A 19,930-nucleotide genomic window follows, 5' to 3' on the forward strand; every position below is an offset into this window, starting at 1 on the left:
CTTCTTAAATTTGTAATTCAAGGGTTGCCAACGGGCGAGAAACCGCGCGATCTCGATCTAATGTCACAGTTTCCCCGTACAGTTGAATGTCGATGGCCTCGCCTTCAATCAGCTCCAAGTTGACGTTTTCTTTTCCAATTCGTACGGAGATCAGGCGGTCGCGGAACGTCAGGCGGAAGGCATATTGCTCCCAATCCCGCGGGATCGCCGGGGTCAGGGACAGACCGCTTTCTTTCAACCGCATGCCGGCAAAGCCGTACACAATCGACATCCACGTGCCGCCCATGTTCGCCAAATGCAAGCCATCTTTCGTATTGCCATGCGTGTTGTCCAGATCCAGCCGCGCCGTTTCAATGAAATACTCGTACGCTTTGTCCAGATTGCCGATCTTGGCCGCCATGATGCTGAAGATACACGAGGACAAGGAGGAGTCATGGGTCGTGATTCGTTCGTAATAATCGTAGGAACGACGGATCGTCTCCAGGGACTGCTCGTCCTCCAGCAAGAAATGGGCCAGCACGGTATCCGCCTGTTTACATACTTGGTACCGATAAATGGTCAACGGATGGTAGTGCAGTAACAGCGGATAGTTTTCTTTTGGCGTATTGGCAAAATCCCAAACCGCCTTGCGCAGGAAGGTATCATCCTGCGGATTGATGCCCAGCGCTTCATCATACGGCAGGAACATTGCTGCTGCTGCCGCTTCCCAAGCCGCGATTTCGTCGTCCGTGACGCCAAGCTTCTCGCACAGCGCCTGATAGCCAGCGGGATCGTAGTCCTTCAGGATTGCGCAGCTTTTCGCTGCCCATTTCAAATTATGTTTGGCCATCGCGTTGGTATAGTAGTTGTTGTTCACGCAGCAGGTATATTCATCCGGCCCGGTGACTTCATCGATGTGAAAGGCTCCGTTGTATTCATGCCCGATCTCAGCCCATAACCGCGCCGTTTCGATCAACACTTCCGCACCGTAATTCAGCAGGAAATCCCGATCCTGCGTAGCAAGGTAGTATTGCACATAGCTGTAGGCGATGTCAGCGCTGATATGATATTGCGCTGTACCCGACGGGAAGAACGAGGAGCATTCAGTCCCTGAAATGGTGCGCCAAGGGAACAACGCGCCTTTGCGGTGTCCCATCTCCCGCGCTCTCGCTCTGGCATCGTCCAGGATAGAGTAACGGTACAAGAGCAGCTGACGGGCCAGCTCAGGCTGAGTCATCAAAAATACGGGGAACATATAAATTTCTGTATCCCAAAAGTAATGGCCTTCGTATCCTTCTCCGCTTAAGCCTTTGGCAGCGATGTTGCTGTACTTGTCCCGACCGGCGGATTGCAGCAACTGGTACAGGTTGAAGCGGATGCCTTCCTGCAGCTGATCGTCGTTCTGAATGATAACGTCAGCTGATTTCCAGTAATCGTTCAGATATGCCGTCTGCTCAGCAAGCAAATCGCTAAAGGATAAGTTGGACAGGCGCTCATGCAGGTCAAATGCCTGCTCCAGGAATCCTTCACCATGGCGGAGCGTATCCGTATATACGTTGAATTTGGTAAATTCAACCGTGTCGTTCAAAGCAAATTTTGCCGTATAAACGATTTCCCCCGGCTTGGTATCCAGCGTGATCGCTGCATCGGCAGTTAACTGATGGCGGGTGACGCATGCGGCCCTCATTTTGGAAACCATCGTTTCGTCTACAACGTAGCTGGATTCGCCTCGCATTCCGTTGTCCACCACCGTCATCCGTTCCGCATGGCCTGCTCCAACCCGCGGATCGTTGGGATTGGTGTAGTTTTTGACGTTACCGTTTAACGTAGAAACGATTTTGACTGGGCCGCTAAAGTTGATCGGCTCCAGCTTGAGATGAATGGCAAACAATTCACGGTGTGTAAAGGAGACGAGACGGCGGAAGGTCAGACGCACTTCTTTGCCAGATGGGGACGTCCAATGCACGCTTCGCTCTGAGAATCCCTGATCCATATGCAACGTCCGTTGAAAATTCGTGAATGTGCCCTGATCCAACCGGAACGGCTCTTCCTCCTCGCCGAAATAGATCAGCACCGTTTGAGCATCGATGTTGTTCACCAGTTTCTGTTGTGTTTCAGGAAAAGCAAACAGCTTCTCGCCATAAGGAACCTCAATCACATCGTGGAATGCGTTGAGGTAAGTGCCGCGAATGCTGGTCATTTGCTCGCCGTAGCCTTCTTCAAAATTACCCCGCACCCCCAAATATCCGTTGCCAAGCGCAAAGATACTTTCCATATTCAACAGCTCAGGCTGTGAAACGTCCGAATTCGTTATTTTCCAAGTCATGGTTGTTCGATCCCTCCAAGTTGTTATGATTGAATTTTAGAACTGAAAGCGATAATGTAATACTAAATTCTTTAGATTTTTGTCAAAATTTTTAGGTGGGATAGAGATGAACTTTCAACAAGGCCAAGCTTATTATCAATCATCAAAAATGCAGGTACTTCAGGATCGTTTTGTTCATCCTCCGGTAGACTACGAACAGGAGCTGCTGGAAGCGATCCGGATGGGCGACGAAGCCACTGCCCTTCAGGTGATGCGGAAGATCAACGAACTTGAAGCGGCGGTGCTGGCCACCTATCCGCTGCGCTCCAAAAAAAACGCCCTCATCGCCTCCTGCACTTTGTTTACAAGAGCCATCATTCAGGGCGGGGTCGATCCGGAGATTGCTTTTCACCTAAGTGATACTCTAATATTGGAGATCGAAAAGCTGAACGATCTTGAAGCGCTGGCCCAATTCGAATACGAAATGCTAGTGCAGTTCGTGATGACCATTCAGCGGGAGAGAGAAGAATTGCCATACTCTCATCTGGTGAAGCTGGCGATTCATTATATCCGGCAGCATATTTTTGACGATTTGACCTTGCCGCTTATTGCGAATCACCTTGGTGTACATCCCAGTTATTTGTCCGATCGTTTTCGCCGGGAAACCGGCGTGCCGCTGATGAAATATATTAACAGCCGTAAGATAGAAGAGTCGAAGTACATGCTTATCTATACGAACCGCTCCATTTCCGAAGTTGCATTCCATTTTAAATTTTGCAATCAGAGTTACTATACCCGATTGTTTAAGGAATTTGTCGGGATGACGCCAAAGCAATTTCGGACCAGCGGAGCGGGGAGATCCATACTGGAGAGATCATTATGATCATAAAATTCATCCGGCAGAAACTGTCACAGCTGAGTTTGGAGAAGAAGCTGATCGCTGCTTTTTCCGTCTTTATCTTGATTCCGCTCACTTTGGTCGCCGGGATTGTGTCATGGATATATGTCAACAACAACCGTAACGTGATGCTGGATGCGGCGGTGGAGAACAACAAGCAGATCGTGACCAATATCGATACGTCCCTGCAGCCGCTGCAAAGGTTGTCCATGTTTCCCATTCAGGAGCAAAGCGTGTACCAAATTATGAAGAAGGACTATAACCAGGTCCCTTATCCGCTGCTGGAACGCGGCAAGGATTTCGATAAGGTGAACGGATTGATTCAAAGCGGGATCATGCTATATTCAGATTTGGTGGATTCGGTCGTTATTTATCATGAGCATGATCAGTCGATTATCGGCCGCAGCAACCGTGAGTATATCAATTATCAATATTTCAAAACTACCTATTTGCAGGAGCCGTTTATCCGCAAAATTAGAGAAGGGAACGGGCAGTTTATCACGACGGGCATTCATTACGATGAGCTGCTCTCGCCGCACCGACTTCCGGTCGTATCCGCGGGCCGAGCTATTATGGACCCGTATACGAAGGAACGACTCGGATTTATTGTCTTCAACATTTCTGCGGACAAGCTGAAGACGTTGTGGAGTAATACGGCGTTCGCGGAAGCATCCAACTTCTATTTGCTGGATGAAGATCAGCGAATTATCCAAAGCTCCAATGGCGGGGAGATTGGCAAAGCGGCTTCCGCCGCGTTTGGGAGCGGCTTTCAGGAGGAGCCGTCCGGCCGGACCGGTACGACCCGAATGTGGATTAATCAAAAGCTGTATCTGATCTCTTCTCCGTCTCAGGTGGCCGAATGGCATGCGGTGACATTGATTGCAAAGGACGATATCTACTCCATTGTGTACCAGTTGGTTGCCATTATGGCTGGTACGCTCTTGCTGCTGCTAATCCTGTCGATCCTGATCTCCCTGCGGATCGCAGCGCGAATTCTAAAGCCATTGGCCGTGCTGAACCGCAAAATGAAGCTGGTCGCCCAGGGCCAACTTGATGTCCGGTTCGATACGCAGCAAAGCGATGAGGTTGGGGTAATCAGTAGTACGGTTGATCTAATGCTGCAGGAAATTCGCAGTTTGATTACGCGGATTTACGAGAAGGAGGAAGAGAAGCGCAAGCTGGAGATGGACGCGCTGCAATCGCAAATCCGCCCGCATTTTATTTACAATACGCTGAATGTTATCAAGTGGATGGCTAAAGTCCAGGGCGCATCCGGAATTGAGGAGGCGCTGCAAGCCTTCGCATCCGTGATGAAGTTTAGCATGAAGACGGATGAGAACTTGGTGCTCATCGCTGAGGAAGTCGGATTTGTCCAAAGCTATGCCAAAATCCTGGATTTCCGGTACTTCAACAAGTTTGAGGTGACCTATTCGATTGATCCAGCAGTTATCGAGTATCAAACCTTGAAATTCCTGATTCAGCCCCTGGTGGAAAATGCGATTTTTCATGGCTTTGAGGGAATTGATTATAAAGGCATGCTGAACATTTCCATTTATGAACGGCAAGGCGACTTGTACGTGGAAGTCGCGGACAACGGCCGGGGGTTCCCGGAAGAAGGCGAGTTACAGGCCAAGCCGGGATATAAGAAAGTCTCCAGAGATGGGTTTAACTCGATTGGCCTTCAAAATATTCGAAGCCGGATTCGGCTGCATTTTGGACCGGGTTATGGCTTATGGATTGCTCCCGGAAGGCAGGGAGGAACGGTGGCGCTGATACGCGTTCCAGTCATTCGAAATGATACGGCAGGGGGAAGGGACAGCAAATGAGAATGTTGATTGTAGACGATGAGCCGCTGGTGCGAATCGGCATTAAATCGGCGATCGACTGGCAGGCCCAAGGCGTGGAGATCATCGGCGAAGCCGGAGATGGAGATGAGGCGTTGCGGCTCATCGTCAGCGAGCAACCGGATGTTGTGCTGCTGGACATCAAGATGCCGAGAATGGACGGGCTTGAAGTGCTGCGCCGGATTAAAGAGCAGGAGCTGCCCGTTAAAGTGGTGGTCCTGAGCAGCTTTGACGATTTCGGGTTTGTGAAGGAAGCGATGAAGCTCGGGGCGCTCGATTATTTTCATAAACCGGACATGAATGACCGGGAGTTGATTGGCATGCTGCAGAATATCCGGGAGCAACTCGGAATGTCCGCTCCTTCGCACCCTCCAAAGGTGACCAATCACAAGGAACAAGTGCTTATCGGCTTGCTGAACGGGACGGGCACCCGGCATGAGCTTTCGGAAACGCGGTTGAAAGAAGGCAATATCTACGTCGTGTTGTTCAAAATCAAAAACTATGACAAGGTGCTGCAACGATACAGCGAATCGTCGCAGACCGTCCTTGGGAACACCGTGCAAAATATGGTGAACGAAGTCGTTTCTGCGGAGCGGGAGATCGAGTTCCTGCCATTAACCGAGCGGATGTACGCTCTTCTGATCAGCAACAGCGAACTGAAGAGTCTGCTTGCTTCGCTAACGCGCGTGAACGACATCGTGCAGCGGATCAGTTCGACGCTGAAGCGTTTCGTAAATATCGATATTGTGCTCGGCGTCAGCGATTGGGTGGATCGCTTCGAGCAAGTGCCCTTGGCGTACAAACAAGCGCTGCAAGCGTTATCGCACCATTTTTATCATCCGGAAACCTTGATTTTCTATTACAGCCACCAGAAGGAGCGAAGTGAGGCGGCATTGAATCAAGCGGATGCTTATGTGCAGCAAATGAAATCCGCCTTGGCTGAGCATGCCCACGAGAAGTTCATGGATGTGTTGTCACGTTGGGAGAATCTGATCCGTTCGGAAGAGTGTTTGGATGAGACAGAAGTACAGAAAGTCTATGAAGGCCTGCTGTTTATGATGGGCCGCAACGGGAAAACGGAGGAAGATCTCGGCGATCACGGGGGTTTTGAAGATTTCGTGCAAATGTCGAGTGCTTACCGGACTGTCTTTGAACAACGGCTTGGCGGAGAGATCAACGCTTCTTTCAAAGGGTACAGCCAGTTGACCCGTCATATTTTGGAGTACATTGAGCATCATTATCAAGACAGCTTGTCCCTGAAGTTGTTCGCCGACCTGTTCCAAGTTAGCCCGAATTATGTCAGCCGTCTGTTTAAAGAAGAAGTAGGGCAAGGCTTGTTTGATTATATTAATGAACTGCGTATTAACAAAGCCAAAGAGCTGCTAAAAGATTACCGTTACAAAATTTACGAGGTCGCTGAGAAAGTGGGGTTTAGCAATCAGGCGCATTTTGCCATCGTATTTAGCAAGTATACAGGAGTGTCCCCGAAGCAATACCGCAATGAAGAAGGATAAAAAAGAAGCATAAATCAGATAAAAAAGTGTGATTATATTAAAAACTCATACCATCGCCTGACACAATCAACTCGAAATCGAGGCGAAAATCTAAAATTAATCAATATTTGATTAATTTTTTTTGTTTTTAGGGGTGTTTATGCTTAAGGAGCAAGAAAGATAGAAGTTATCAAAAGGGAGGCAACAACATGAAAGCTAGAAAAAGAACACTATCAGCTCTGCTGATTTTGTGTCTTGCCGCTGTCGTAGGCTTGACCGCTTGCGGAAGCAGCAAAACCGCTGATAATACAGAAGGAAGCGGGACTAAGTCAGGACAAAAAGTCACCGTGAACTTCGGCTTCTGGGGCACCGCCCAAGATTTGGCGATCTACCAAGACGCAGCCGATAAGATCAACACGGTTTACCCGGATATTGAATTGAAGATCAAGCAGTACCCAAGCAGTGAACAGTTCTGGAATACGTTGCCGGGTGAAATCGCCGCGGGCGTTGCACCGGACTTTATCAAGATGTCCAATGAAGGCGCGTATGAGTACATCAACAAAAATCTGTTTACCCCTATCGATGATCTGATCCAAAGCACGGGCATCGATATGAGCCGCTTCCCGGAATCCTCGAAGAACATTTGGAACGTGGACGGCAAAATGTACGGCATTCCGAATACAGACATGCCTGCGATGTTCCTGATCAATGAGAAGATGTGGAAGGATGCCGGGCTTGGCGCTTACCCAACAACCTGGGATGAAGTGATTCAAGCAGCCAAGGTGCTGAATAAAGGCGATGTAAAAGGCATCATTGTGAACCTGGATGCTTTCCATATCACCAACTATGTGAAGAGCTTCGGCGGCGGTTGGGGCTATGGTAAAACGATCAACTCCCCAGAAAACGTCAAAGCGCTGGAACTGATCATTGATATGTATAAAGAAGGGATTGCGGTTACGCCGAAGTCCCTGGGCTTTGGTTGGGACGGCGAGGTCTTCAGCAACCAGAAAGGTGCAATGAGCACCGGCGGTTATTGGTACAAGGGTTACCTGAAGGACGCAAATCCGGATCTCAAATATGTGGCTTTGCCGATTCCGAAAGGGACGACCAATGGCAGCACGATGAGCTCTGACGCTTATATCGTGCTGAAGGACGCCAAGAACAAAGAGGCAGCGCTGAAAGCGGCTTACTACATGACAAACGACGAAACGCAAAAAGCCTTTATGGAGTTGGGCTTTAATCCGGCATTAACTTCGCTGTCCGGCCAATACTTCGAGAAAAACCCGGAATTCAGCGCATTGAAGCCAGCGCTGGAATACAGCACGGACTTCGAATATCCAACAGATACGAAACGCTTTACCGATGCGCTTGTGCAAGAGCTGGAAGCCCTGATCCTTGGTGGATCCGGCAAGACGGCGCAGCAAATTCTTGACGATATTCAAAGTCAGTTTAACTAAGTTTCATTCGCTTATTGAATAGCAGCCGCTCTCTCCTGAACAGGCATGTTTCAGAGGGAGCGGTACCTTTTTTACTTCATCGACCAAAACGCAGAAAAGAGGTGCTACCCGTGAAAACCAGTAAAAATAGGCAATCCGTGTTTCGTTCCATGGCCGATTCGGATCTGACATTAGGCTGGTTGTTTACCCTGCCTTTTTTACTTTTATGGGCTTGGTGGTTTTTATACCCTTTCATTCAGTCTTTTGTCAGAAGCTTTCAGGATGCCAACTTTGCTTCGCTGGATCAAGCCAAGTTTATCGGATTAAGCAACTATGTGGAAATTCTTCATGACCGGGAGTTCTTTCGCGCCTTGCTTCATTCCCTGGAGATCGTGGTCGTTTCGATCCCGCTGCAGACGATTCTAGGCTTGTTCCTTGCCTTGCTTGTCAACCAGAAGCTGAAGGGCAAGGGCATCTTTCGGACGGTCTTCTTCCTGCCTTACATTACTTCGCAAATTGCGATTACGACCGTCTTCATGATGCTGTTTAAGCAAGGGACGTTCCTGACGAATTTCTTCGGTTCGCTGGGATTCGGCAATGTCACCTGGTACGCCGATACGAAGTATGCGCTGCTGTTTGTGTGCATTCTGTTTATTTTTCAGCAAGCTGGGTTTACGATGATCGTCTATCTGTCCGGCCTGCAGGAAATTCCTAAAGACTTGTACGAGGCAAGTGAGATTGACGGGGCCTCAAAATGGAATAAGTTCCGCTATATCACGGTGCCTTCGCTCAAGCCGGTGACGTTCTTTATCGTTTCGGTGTCTACGATTGCCGGATTTCAAATCTATGACCAAATCGCCGCCATTTCTCGGTACGGGTCGCTGGGGACGCCGGCTGGCGCAACGAGCACGGTCGTTACCTACTTCTATCAACACGGGATCCGTTACATGAACATCGGGTACGGCAGTGCAGCCGTTGTTCTGTTCTTTATCATTATTATGCTAATTACTTATCTGCAAAAAAAATTCTTGGACGGGAAGGAGTGAGAACATGAATAGTCGTAAGCGTATAGCTCGAACGCTCCTTTACCTTGGCATGATTATTTTAGGGCTTCTGTTTGCCGTCCCTTTTATTTATACGTTGTATTCTTCCGTAGTGCCGATGCGTTTTGTAAATACAATCACGTCACCGGCAAACTGGACGCTGGATAACTTCAAAATGTTTTTTACGAATGAAGCTTATAATGTTCCGCGCTGGTTTCTGAACACGATCATTATGACCGGCGTGGTCGTTCTGGGGAATATGGTCATTAACCCGATGGCCGGTTTTGCCCTCGCCAAGCTGAAATTCCGGGGCAAATCGGTGATTTACTGGATTGTGGTTGCTACGATGATGGTGCCGTACCATATGATCTTGATCCCGGTTTACGTGAACATGGCACAACTGGGCTGGCTTAACACGTTCTGGGCTTTGACCGTCCCCTTCCTGTATCAAGGGCTGTATATTTTTATGCTGCGACAGTTCTTTATTTCGGTGCCTAACGAATTTTTGGAAGCAGCCCGGATTGACGGTTTGACGAAGATGGGCGCCTTCTGGAAGATTGTTTATCCGCTGGCTCGTTCATCGCTGATTACGATGGCTATATTGGCATTTGCCGGAACCTGGAACAGTTATCTGATTCCAAGTACGCTGACGAATCAGCCGGATATGTACGTACTTGTCGTAGGTCTGAACAGTGTGAAGGATCAATTTTTCGAAAATACGTCGTTGATCATGGCAGGTGTCGTGCTAGCGACGCTGCCGATTATTCTCTTCTTCTTCCTGTTCCAGCGGCAGTATATCGAGGGCATTTCAAATGCAGGCATCAAAGGTTGATTACACAACTCAAGGAGGCTAATGATGGATTACCGCGTAATCAAAGAAGGGGAGCTGTTTATGCTCTCCGAGCTGAACGGCGATATCGGCCGAGACAATGAACAGGGTCATGGACTATACGCGCAAGATACGCGCTTCTTAAGCCGTTTTGAGTTGGAGGTGGACGGCGCGAAACCCGTGCTTCTGTCCTCCGCAGGCGACAAAAGTTATGTGGCCAGCTTCCGGTTAATTAAGGAAGTTAAGGATGAAGGGGCGATTGAAGTTACGCGCGACCGCTTCATCTATAATGGCAGACTTTATGAACGGATTGCCTTCACGAATTATTTTCCGCGGGAGATCGCCTTTGATGCGTCTGTTTCGTTCGATGCGGACTTTCAAGACATGTTCCTGGTTCGCAAATACCGCACGGGGGACGTCGGGAAGATGGAAGGAGTTGTCGTCCAAGATCAGGAAATGACGTTCCGGTATTTGGGAGCAGACCAGGTAATCAGACAAACCCGGATCTCCTGGGACGCTGAGAGCGGACAGGTGTATACCGGCGGGACGGTCACGTTCCCGTTGTCTTTGAAAATCCAAGAGACATGGTCAGTTACGTTTCAAATTGTCCCAATGGCGGACAAGCTGCTTCCAACGGGCAAGCCGCTTCGTTTTGATGAAGGGCTGCAACGGCTGGAGCAGTCTTACGAGGCATGGTATGCGGACAACACCCGCATCGCTTCCGATTCTCCGGTATTTAATGAATTGTACCGGCGCGGGGTGCAGGACTTGCGGATGTTAACGACGGATATCGGATATGGTGACACGACGGTTGCGGGGCTGCCTTGGTTTGCGGTTCCTTTTGGGCGGGACAGCCTGATCACGTCGCTCTTTATGCTCCCGATCAACCCGCGGCATGCCGTTGGGACACTAAGAACGTTGGCAGCATATCAGGGTGAGAAGGTTGACCCGTGGCGAGACGAACAGCCAGGTAAAATCATGCATGAGATCCGCTTTGGCGAGCTGGTCACCACTCAACAATCGCCGTTCTCTCCGTACTACGGCACGATTGATTCTACGCCGTTGTTCCTTGTGTTAATCGGCGAATATTACCGCTGGACCGGTGACCTCTCCTTGGTGCAGGAATTGCGGCCGAACATCATGCGCGCTCTTGACTATATCGACGCATCCATGCGGTCGGGCTCCGGGTTTATGGCTTACAAGCAGGAAGCGGACAAAGGCTTCCCGAACCAGGGCTGGAAGGACTCCGCCAACTCGATTATGCACGAGAACGGTGCTTACGCGGATTCACCGATTGCGTTGGCTGAGGTGCAAGGGTATGTCTACCAGGCGAAGCATTCGTTGGCGCCGTTGTTCGAGTTGATGGGCGAACCGGAGACGGCTCGGCGGCTGGCAGCGGAAGCGGAAGAACTGCAAGCGCGGTTCGAATCCGCTTACTGGATGGAGGACGAGCAATGCTACGCGATTGCCTTGGACAAAGATTTGCGCCAAGTCCGCAGCGTCAGCTCGAACCCGGGGCATCTGCTGATGAGCGGCATGCCTGAGGCTTCTCGCGCCAAGGCGCAGGCCGTGCGGATGATGAAGCCGGATATGTTTAACGGGTACGGCATTCGGACGATGAGTACACAATCTACCGGCTATTACCCTATGAGTTATCATAACGGCAGCGTATGGCCGCATGACAATGCCATGATCTTGCTTGGCCTTGGCAAGCTTGGTCTTAAGCAGGAAGCGGAGCAAGTCATCTCGGGACTGCTGGATGCATCGGTACACTTCGAGTACCAGCGCTTGCCGGAGCTGTTCTGCGGGCATGACGCGGGGCTGGGGCATCCGGTTCCGTACCCGACGACTTGCTCGCCGCAAGCTTGGGCAGCCGGCACGTCGATCGTCTTCCTGCAGGCGATGCTGGGGTTGTACCCCGATGCGCTGCGGAGAGAAATCGCATTGTCGCCGTTCCTTGTGCAAGGCATGAACCAGCTGGAGGCGACGCATATCGCTATCGGCGGGGGGCACTTGTCGGTTCGCGTTACACGGAACGCAGACAGCAGCACCTTCTCCGTCGAAATTCTGGAGAACACCACAGGTTATACCGTGGTTGAATAAGCTCTCTTCCCCCTGACCTTCCTTGGTGGAGGTTGGGGGTATTTTTATGCCCAAAGCTTGCAATATCCTGACAACGCTCAACTTAAGTGCTAATGTATGCTATAATATTGAGCCAGTAGTTCGATAAATGAAAAAAGGATGGTAATGCCTAACATGATCAGTACTAACGGTGTGACGCTCCGGTATGGAAAACGGACACTTTTCGAAGATGTAAATATAAAATTTACTCCCGGCAACTGCTACGGCTTGATCGGGGCAAACGGGGCGGGCAAGTCGACGTTCCTGAAAATTCTGTCCGGCGAGATCGAGCCTAACCAAGGCGAAGTGTTTATGACGCCGGGCGAGCGCTTAGCGGTCCTCAAGCAGAACCATTACGAATACGACGAGTTCCCCGTGCTGGAAACGGTGATTATGGGGCACGGCCGGTTGTATTCGATCATGAAGGAGAAGGACGCGCTGTACGCCAAACCCGATTTCTCCGAAGAGGACGGCTTGCGTGCAGGCGAACTGGAGGGCGAATTTGCTGAGCTGAACGGCTGGGAAGCCGAGTCGGACGCAGCGGCATTGCTGATTGGTCTTGGCATTCCACGCGAGCTGCACGATAAGAAGATGGCTGAGCTGAGCGGCAACGAGAAGGTCCGCGTGCTGTTGGCGCAAGCGCTGTTTGGCCGCCCGAATAACCTGCTCCTGGACGAACCAACTAACCACTTGGACCTTGAATCGATCCAGTGGCTGGAGAACTTCCTGATGGATTATGAAGGCACCGTTATCGTCGTATCCCATGACCGTCACTTCTTGAACAAGGTGTGTACGCATATCGCGGACATCGACTTCGGTAAAATTCAGCTGTATGTCGGCAACTATGACTTCTGGTACGAATCCAGCCAGTTGGCGCTGCAAATGCAGCGGGACGCTAACAAGAAGAAGGAAGAGAAGATTAAGGAGCTGCAAGCCTTTATTCAACGCTTCTCGGCGAACGCTTCGAAATCGAAACAAGCGACCTCGCGGAAGAAGCAGCTCGAGAAAATTACGCTGGAGGATATCCGTCCGTCCAACCGGAAATATCCGTTTCTTCACTTTAAGGCAGAGCGTGAAGCGGGCAAGCAGCTGCTGACCGTGGACGGACTGACCAAAACGATCGAAGGCGAAAAGGTCTTGGATAACGTCAGCTTCGTCGTGAACAAAGGTGACAAAATCGCCTTCGTTGGACCTAACAGCGTGCCGAAAACGACGTTGTTCCAAATCGTTATGGGCGAGCTGGAAGCCGACAGCGGGGAATACAGCTGGGGGATTACAACTTCTCAGGCCTACTTCCCGAAGGACAACTCCCGTTATTTCGACGGGGTGGATCTCAATCTGGTGGAATGGCTGCGCCAATATTCGCCGAAGGATCAGGACGAAACGTTCCTGCGCGGCTTCCTGGGACGGATGTTGTTCTCCGGCGAAGAAGCGCTGAAGAAAGCCAGCGTACTGTCCGGGGGCGAGAAGGTTCGTTGTATGCTGGCCAAAATGATGCTGAACGGCGCCAACGTGCTGCTGTTTGATGAGCCGACCAACCACCTGGATCTCGAATCGATTACGGCGCTCAACAACGGGTTGATCGACTTTGATGGCACGATTCTCTTCACGTCGCATGACCATCAGTTCATCCAAACGATCGCCAACCGCATCATTGAAATCACGCCAAACGGCATCATTGATCGCGTCATGACTTACGACGAATATCTTGAGAGCGAAGAGATTCAAAACCTGCGGAAATCGATGTATCCGGAAGAAGTATAAAGTTTCATAGGTAAATCATGAAGCCGCACGAGGACCTAGGCTGGTCTTTTGTGCGGCTAAATAATACATGAAGTCGTGGTGAGTCAGATGGTATCGATAAAAGATGTAGCCAAGCTGGCCAACGTATCTATTGCCGCTGTGTCGAAGACGTTAAACGGTTATCCCGACGTCAGCGAGACGACGCGACAAAAGGTGATGCAGGCCGCGCAGGAATTGAACTATTTTCCCAATCGGTTAGCGAAAAACCTGAAGCATAAGGTCACGAAGACCATTGCACTAATCATTTCCAACTTTGAGCAAGCCAACGGCAAAGACGGTGTGCTGTTTCAAATCATGAGCGGGGTATATGCTGCCGCACAGCAATATCGCTATGAAGTGGTCATTTATACCCGCAGTCTGTCTGAGCAGCAGGACAAGTCTTATTGGCAATTTTGTCAGGAAAATAAAATCGCCGGGGTCGTCATCGCGGGCCTCCGAACAACAGATCCGTATTTCGAAGAGCTGGTGAACAGCGAATTGCCGTGCATGGTAGTCGATGCGGATGTCGTTGGGCCGAAGACCGGCTCTGTTTCTACGGACAATGTCAACGCCGCCAAGCAAGCGGTGGAATTTTTGATTTGCAAGGGCCATCGGCATATCGGGATGATTAACGGACACAGCTTCGCTGCAGTTAGCGTGCAGCGGTTGCAAGGATACCGCCAAGCCTTGGAGGCGGCGGGTTTGCCGTATAATCCTGACCGAGTGATCGACGCCGCTTTTAAGGAGGAAGAAGCCTATCACGCGGCCGAAGCGTATTTGCAGAACCATCCTGAGGTGACGGCTGTATTTGCTGCCAGCGATCTGATGGCGATCGGCTTTATGACCCGATGCCGGGAATTAGGCGTTTCGATTCCAGAGCGACTATCGATTATGGGGTTTGACGACATCGTACTGTCCAGCTATACGACCCCTAAATTATCGACGGTCCGCCAGGATTTCGAGAAGATCGGATATTCGGCTTTTGAAGAGGTTGTAAAAATGCTCGAGAATCGAACCGAAGGATTTCATAAATTTCTTTCGTTCGAGGTTATTGACAGAGAGTCCGTGAAGGTGCAATAATGGGTTCGAAAACGTTTTCGATTAGCAATTGCTTTTTTATTTTACTCTGGTCGAAATCGTTTTCGAATTTTTTGTCCTTGATTCGAAAACGTTTTCGATTACGCTTTCAAACAACACAAATTTTGCTGCTTGGAGAGGAATGGACTTATGCTATGCTACAACCCCAAAACGACAGAGGAGCTGGACAACTGGGTATTCTCCGAGGTTCGATTTGATCCGTTAGCCCTTGGGAAATGCGAAGCCATCATGTCGCTTGGAAATGGGTATATGGGGCTTCGATCGGCGACGGAAGAGTCTTATATCGGAGAGAAAAGAAATTTGTTTGTGAACGGAACGTTTAATAAGTTCGATGAGTTCGAGGTCAGCGAGTTGCCGAATGCAGCCGATCTGACTAAGTTGGACATCCGGATTGACGGCAAGCCGTTGTCCTTAGAGATTGGCACTGTGACCGTATACGAGCGGAGACTGAACCTCCGCGATGCTGAGCTGGTTCGTTGTTTTGTATGGGAGCACGCCGGCAAGAAAATTGGTTTTGTGTTCCGCCGATTCGTCTCTTTGGATCATTTGCATCAAATTGGGATGCGAGTGGAGATTCGCTTACTGGCGGGAGGCGCGAATCTGTCCATCAGTTCGGGAATTGACGGCCAGGTGACAAACAGCGGTAGTCAACATTTCCACGAGGGCGAGAAACGCATTTATGACAAAACGTATCTTGTGCTGATTCAGACGACGACGGAGTCGAAGATTGATTTTGTACTCGGGGCGGTTCATGAACTGAAGGTGAACGGTCGCAGGACCGAAGTTACGCCGAAAATGGACATTGACCGCAGGCGGGTGGGGGTCACATACTCCCTCGATCTCGCGGAAGGGGATACGCTTGTTTTTGAGAAGCTGGCCACAGTATATACGAGCCGTGACAAGGAGTTTCCAGAAGGAACCACGTTGGAAACGATCCGGCAGACAGCTCTGAAGACGTTGAAGGAGATGCGCTTTACTGGCTATGACGAGTTGTTCCGCCGGCATCGGGCTGCTTGGAGTGCGGTGTGGGAGCGCTACAATTTCGAAATCAAATCGGAGAGCCGCTTCGATCTGTTGGCCCTGCGCTTTGCCATCTATCATCTGGTCGCGATGACACCGGCGCATGATCACCGAATGGGTATCGGAGCCAAGGGACTGAGCGGGGAAGGGTATAAAGGTCATTCCTTCTGGGATACTGAGATTTTTATCCTGCCGTTCTATATTTATTCCAATCCGGAGATTGCGCGCTCTCTGCTGGAGTACCGCTACTTGGGACTTGAAGGGGCAAGGGCTAAGGCGCGCCAAAACGGATATGCCGGGGCGATGTACCCGTGGGAGGCTGCTTGGCCAAGCGACGGCGAAGTGACGCCAGTGTGGGGAGCAGTAGATGTTGTTACCGGGGAGCAGACGAAGATTTGGTCCGGCTTTATCGAACAGCATATTACTTCCGATATCGCCTATGCAGTATGGCATTATTACCAGGCAACCGGAGACCGTGATTTTATGAACCGATGCGGGTTTGAGATGATTTTTGATACCGCAACATTCTGGGCAAGTCGGTTGGAGTGGAATGAGGCGAAACAACGCTATGAGATCAACGATGTGGTTGGCCCGGATGAATACAAGGAACATGTCGACAACAATGCCTTTACCAATTACATGGCTCATTTCAACATCGAATTGGCGAAGCAGTATTACTACATGTTACAGGAAGAAGACATGGAACTCTTCCAATGCTTGAACGCGAAGCTGAATTTGGAGCAGGCCATTTCTGAATGGGAGGCCAAGGCCGCACATCTTTACTTGCCACAGCCGAATCGCGAAGGGATCATCCCGCAGGATGACACGTATTTGCTCAAACAACAGATTGATCTTACACCGTATAAACGTCAGGCCAGAGTGGGGAGTATTTTCGACGATTATAATCTTGATCAAGTCGGGGAAATGCAGGTATCGAAGCAGGCGGATGTGCTGATGCTGTTTTTCCTGCTCGAGGACCGTTTTCAGCCTGAAGTGAAAAAAGCCAATTATGATTACTACGAAGAAAAAACGCTGCATGATTCCTCGTTGTCGATGTCAACGCATTGCATACTGGCCAATGATCTTGGCGACTGCACGCTGGCGTATGAGCTGTTCCGCCGCGCTGCTGAAATTGATCTCGGTCCTTACATGCATTCTTCCGATGCCGGCGTTCATTCCGCTTCGCTTGGGGGCGTGTGGGAATGCGTGGTGATGGGATTTGCCGGCGTACGCATGCTGGGCGGCGAGCTTCATTTGAATCCCCGTTTGCCGAAGGAATGGGAGGAGTTGTCCTTCCCGCTTTATTGGCAGGGACGGCGCCTCGAAATTGTCCTTGACCACAGCAATTTGTATATACGGACAGAGGAGCCGGGCGAGATGGAGTTGCTTGTGCATGGACAACGGATTCGGTTCAACCAAGAATTACAATATAGATATCAAACCTATTAAATCTATTCAGGGAGGTCCTAAACAATGAGAAAGAAAGGGTATACGACACTGGTATTGGTCATGATCGTCGCACTGGTGCTGTCGGCTTGCGGAGGTAATAAGGACAATGCCGCAGGCGGAAATTCAGGCGCATCTGGGGGGAAAGTCAATCTGACCTTCACCGTCTGGGGGGATGTGAACTCGGGAGCTAACGAGCAGCAACTGGCAGATGAATTTAACGCGGCACATTCGGATATTCAGGTAAAGTTTGAACCCATTCCCAGCGACGGCTACGGGACGAAGCTGACCACTTCACTAGCCGCTGGTCAGGCTCCTGACGTATTCCTGATTGGAAAAGGCGATTATTTCAAATACGTGGATAAAGGGGTCGTTGAACCACTCGACGAGTACTTGAAGAATGACAGCTCTTTTTCATTGGATATTTTTCAGAAGGATTTAATTGAAAATATGAATATTAACGGCAAGCAATATTATCTGCCGAAAGACTTCAATCCGCTGGCTCTGTGGTACAACAAGCGGATGTTCGACGAAGCGCAAATTCCGTATCCTACTGATGATTGGACTTGGGAAGATCTGATCGCCACCGCCCAGAAGCTGACGAAGAAAGAAGGCGGCAAATATACGCAGTTCGGCTTTAACGCTGGGAAATGGGAATATCCGATCTACACTTACCTTTGGGATCATGGAACGGATATCGCCAATGAAGACGGAACGCAAGCGGAAGGGTTCATGAACAACGAGAAAACGGTGGCTGCGCTGGAGAAATACGTGGCTTTGTCCAAAGGAGAGAACCGCGTGTCACCAACACCGCAGGATACGGAAACGATGGGCGGAGATGCATCCATGTTCATGACCGATAAGCTGGCTATGATGGTCACCGGGCGTTGGATTAAATCTGATTTGGATAAATCGGACGTTCAATACGGTTCCGCTTTGATTCCAAAAGGGCCAGACGGAACAAGAACCAGCATTATCGCCAGCGCCGGTTGGGCGATCAATGCGGCCAGCAAACATAAGCAAGAAGCTTATGAGCTGGTGAAGTGGTTGTCGGGAACAAACGCTCAAAAGCTCCGCGCCGAGAACAGCAAGGTGCTTCCAGCAACCGTGGCAGAATTGGAGCAGGTTAAAGCGACGGAAGTTGCTGACAAACCGGTCATTGAAATGATGAACTACGCGAAGAAGCCGGTGACAATGCGTTCGGCGCACGGCCCTATCTTTGTTGAGGAATTTTCGAAGGCGATGGAGAAGATGCTGTTGGATAAACAGGACGTCAAAGGCGCGCTGGATGAGGCAGCCAAAAATGTAGACAGCAAAATCAAATAAGAAATAAACACCCGGCGGGTGGAGCGTAAACAAGAGAAACGCTTCACCCGCCTCATCAAGGAGGTCGCCATGCGAAAATCAAATTCAGAATGGTCCGGGTATTTGTTTATCCTTCCCTGGCTGCTTGGACTTGTGCTGTTTACCGTTGGCCCTATGCTGTTCTCTTTGCTGCTGGCTTTCAGCAGATGGGACATTATCACCGGGGTTAAATCGATTGAATGGGTGGGTCTCGATAATTTTAAGGCGATCTTTCAGGACGAACTGTTTTATCAGTCTTTGAAAGTCACTTTTGTTTTTGCGTTGATTTCTGTCCCTCTCTATCAAATTTTCTCGCTGTTTGCCGCCATGCTGCTCAACATGCGCACCCGGGGCATGAAGCTGTTCCGGCTCATCTATTTTATGCCCTCGGTAATTCCGGCGGTGGCGGTATCGATGATGTGGGTGATGATTTTTAATCCGGAATACGGTGTTTTGAACCGGGCGCTTGCTTTGGTAGGAATCCAGGGACCAGCTTGGCTGCAGGATCCTTCCTACGCGCTGGGAGCGCTGATCGTTATGGGCATTTGGGGGATCGGCAACACCATCATCATTTATTTGTCCGGTCTGCAGGGAGTTCCGGAAGAACTGTATGAAGCGGCGGAGTTGGACGGAGCGGGCCGTTTTCGTCGTTTCTTTAGCATTACGCTGCCGATGATTTCTCCGACGATCTTTTTCAATTTGATTATGGGGATTATCGGAGGATTCCAATATTTTACTCAAGCCTTTGTGATGACGAACGGCGGGCCGCTGAACTCAACCTTGTTCTACAACCTGTATTTGTATAACAAAGCGTTTCAGGATTACGAGATGGGTTACGCTTCAGCCTTGTCCTGGATTCTGTTTGTTATCATTCTCGTCTTTACGCTCCTCGTGATCCGCAGCTCTTCTATGTGGGTCTACTACCAAGGCGACGACGACAAGGATTAATTAAGATAAGTCCAGCGGTATGATGTCAAGCTGTTGATTTAATCGAANTGGAAATTTCCCGTGCCTGTTGAGCGCGGAGTCACGAAAAAAGGGCGCATCAAACCAAACCCAGCCAAAAACCATGTCAGATACCAGATTTTTACTGGGAATTCGTGAAGGACTAAGGCAAAGGAGGCGTTAATCCTTGGCGCTATTCACCTTCCTTCGAGGCGTGTAGAGTTGGCCGCTGCGTAGCAGCACATCGACCAGACGCACGAGTTTTCTTGCCGTTAAGACGAGGGCGCGTTTGTGTTGATTCTTGGGCACTTCGTGATACTTCTTCCGGTAATATTCACCGAATTCTT

The 19,930-nt window shown here is 50.0% G+C and carries 13 protein-coding genes and 1 pseudogene; 12 read left to right on the forward strand and 2 right to left on the reverse strand.

The window, feature by feature from the left end; all coding sequences use genetic code 11:
• Nucleotides 1–4: 4 nt before the first annotated feature.
• Nucleotides 5–2,305, reverse strand: a complete 2,301-nt coding sequence (locus M891_RS0111890; protein ID WP_028538993.1) for a glycoside hydrolase family 65 protein — start codon at nt 2,303–2,305, stop codon at nt 5–7.
• Nucleotides 2,306–2,411: 106 nt separating this feature from the next.
• Between M891_RS0111890 and M891_RS0111895 the strand changes: the two genes are divergently transcribed.
• The 12 genes from M891_RS0111895 to M891_RS0111950 all read left to right on the forward strand — a co-directional run bounded on the left by M891_RS0111895 (nt 2,412) and on the right by M891_RS0111950 (nt 19,586).
• A complete protein-coding gene (locus M891_RS0111895; RefSeq protein ID WP_028538994.1) occupies nt 2,412–3,167 on the forward strand; it encodes a helix-turn-helix domain-containing protein in 756 nt (251 codons plus the stop codon).
• Nucleotides 3,164–5,008 carry a cache domain-containing sensor histidine kinase gene (locus M891_RS0111900; RefSeq protein WP_028538995.1) on the forward strand — a complete coding sequence of 615 codons (1,845 nt, stop codon included), beginning with the start codon at nt 3,164–3,166 and terminating at the stop codon, nt 5,006–5,008. Before M891_RS0111895 ends, M891_RS0111900 begins: the two co-directional genes overlap by 4 nt.
• On the forward strand, nt 5,005–6,540 hold the full coding sequence (locus M891_RS0111905) for a response regulator transcription factor (RefSeq protein WP_028538996.1): 1,536 nt from the start codon (nt 5,005–5,007) through the stop codon (nt 6,538–6,540). Before M891_RS0111900 ends, M891_RS0111905 begins: the two co-directional genes overlap by 4 nt.
• A gap of 188 nt (nt 6,541–6,728) precedes the next feature.
• Nucleotides 6,729–7,976 carry an ABC transporter substrate-binding protein gene (locus M891_RS0111910; RefSeq protein WP_028538997.1) on the forward strand — a complete coding sequence of 416 codons (1,248 nt, stop codon included), beginning with the start codon at nt 6,729–6,731 and terminating at the stop codon, nt 7,974–7,976.
• 149 nt (nt 7,977–8,125) lie between these two features.
• Complete coding sequence (locus M891_RS0111915) at nt 8,126–9,001, forward strand: carbohydrate ABC transporter permease (protein ID WP_332258803.1); 876 nt, start codon at nt 8,126–8,128, stop codon at nt 8,999–9,001.
• A gap of 4 nt (nt 9,002–9,005) precedes the next feature.
• Complete coding sequence (locus tag M891_RS0111920) at nt 9,006–9,830, forward strand: carbohydrate ABC transporter permease (protein ID WP_028538999.1); 825 nt, start codon at nt 9,006–9,008, stop codon at nt 9,828–9,830.
• Between the two features lie 24 nt (nt 9,831–9,854).
• Nucleotides 9,855–11,930 (forward strand): amylo-alpha-1,6-glucosidase, encoded by a 2,076-nt coding sequence (locus M891_RS0111925; RefSeq protein WP_028539000.1) that lies wholly within the window; start codon nt 9,855–9,857, stop codon nt 11,928–11,930.
• Between the two features lie 153 nt (nt 11,931–12,083).
• Nucleotides 12,084–13,712 (forward strand): ABC-F family ATP-binding cassette domain-containing protein, encoded by a 1,629-nt coding sequence (locus M891_RS0111930; RefSeq protein ID WP_028539001.1) that lies wholly within the window; start codon nt 12,084–12,086, stop codon nt 13,710–13,712.
• An 87-nt stretch (nt 13,713–13,799) separates the two neighbouring features.
• Complete coding sequence (locus M891_RS0111935; RefSeq protein ID WP_028539002.1) at nt 13,800–14,810, forward strand: LacI family DNA-binding transcriptional regulator; 1,011 nt, start codon at nt 13,800–13,802, stop codon at nt 14,808–14,810.
• 147 nt (nt 14,811–14,957) lie between these two features.
• On the forward strand, nt 14,958–17,297 hold the full coding sequence (locus M891_RS0111940) for a glycoside hydrolase family 65 protein (RefSeq protein WP_028539003.1): 2,340 nt from the start codon (nt 14,958–14,960) through the stop codon (nt 17,295–17,297).
• 24 nt (nt 17,298–17,321) lie between these two features.
• Nucleotides 17,322–18,620, forward strand: a complete 1,299-nt coding sequence (locus M891_RS0111945; protein WP_028539004.1) for an ABC transporter substrate-binding protein — start codon at nt 17,322–17,324, stop codon at nt 18,618–18,620.
• 69 nt (nt 18,621–18,689) lie between these two features.
• Nucleotides 18,690–19,586 carry a carbohydrate ABC transporter permease gene (locus M891_RS0111950; protein ID WP_036700238.1) on the forward strand — a complete coding sequence of 299 codons (897 nt, stop codon included), beginning with the start codon at nt 18,690–18,692 and terminating at the stop codon, nt 19,584–19,586.
• Nucleotides 19,587–19,763: 177 nt separating this feature from the next.
• On the opposite strand, the pseudogene M891_RS25335 reads toward M891_RS0111950, so the two are convergent.
• Nucleotides 19,764–19,930, reverse strand: a pseudogene (locus tag M891_RS25335) (IS110 family transposase); the annotation flags it as partial.

Origin of the sequence: Paenibacillus sp. J14 (genome assembly GCF_000518465.1) — a bacterium.
In the GTDB taxonomy this organism is placed as follows: domain Bacteria; phylum Bacillota; class Bacilli; order Paenibacillales; family Paenibacillaceae; genus Fontibacillus; species Fontibacillus barengoltzii.

What these genes read in the sequence shown, in the direction of transcription:
- M891_RS0111890 (WP_028538993.1), bottom strand. Translation starts at nt 2,305, where the DNA reads ATGACTTGGAAAATAACGAATTCGGACGTTTCACAGCCTGAGCTGTTG.
- M891_RS0111895 (WP_028538994.1), top strand. Translation starts at nt 2,412, where the DNA reads ATGAACTTTCAACAAGGCCAAGCTTATTATCAATCATCAAAAATGCAG.
- M891_RS0111900 (WP_028538995.1), top strand. Translation starts at nt 3,164, where the DNA reads ATGATCATAAAATTCATCCGGCAGAAACTGTCACAGCTGAGTTTGGAG.
- M891_RS0111905 (WP_028538996.1), top strand. Translation starts at nt 5,005, where the DNA reads ATGAGAATGTTGATTGTAGACGATGAGCCGCTGGTGCGAATCGGCATT.
- M891_RS0111910 (WP_028538997.1), top strand. Translation starts at nt 6,729, where the DNA reads ATGAAAGCTAGAAAAAGAACACTATCAGCTCTGCTGATTTTGTGTCTT.
- M891_RS0111915 (WP_332258803.1), top strand. Translation starts at nt 8,126, where the DNA reads ATGGCCGATTCGGATCTGACATTAGGCTGGTTGTTTACCCTGCCTTTT.
- M891_RS0111920 (WP_028538999.1), top strand. Translation starts at nt 9,006, where the DNA reads ATGAATAGTCGTAAGCGTATAGCTCGAACGCTCCTTTACCTTGGCATG.
- M891_RS0111925 (WP_028539000.1), top strand. Translation starts at nt 9,855, where the DNA reads ATGGATTACCGCGTAATCAAAGAAGGGGAGCTGTTTATGCTCTCCGAG.
- M891_RS0111930 (WP_028539001.1), top strand. Translation starts at nt 12,084, where the DNA reads ATGATCAGTACTAACGGTGTGACGCTCCGGTATGGAAAACGGACACTT.
- M891_RS0111935 (WP_028539002.1), top strand. Translation starts at nt 13,800, where the DNA reads ATGGTATCGATAAAAGATGTAGCCAAGCTGGCCAACGTATCTATTGCC.
- M891_RS0111940 (WP_028539003.1), top strand. Translation starts at nt 14,958, where the DNA reads ATGCTATGCTACAACCCCAAAACGACAGAGGAGCTGGACAACTGGGTA.
- M891_RS0111945 (WP_028539004.1), top strand. Translation starts at nt 17,322, where the DNA reads ATGAGAAAGAAAGGGTATACGACACTGGTATTGGTCATGATCGTCGCA.
- M891_RS0111950 (WP_036700238.1), top strand. Translation starts at nt 18,690, where the DNA reads ATGCGAAAATCAAATTCAGAATGGTCCGGGTATTTGTTTATCCTTCCC.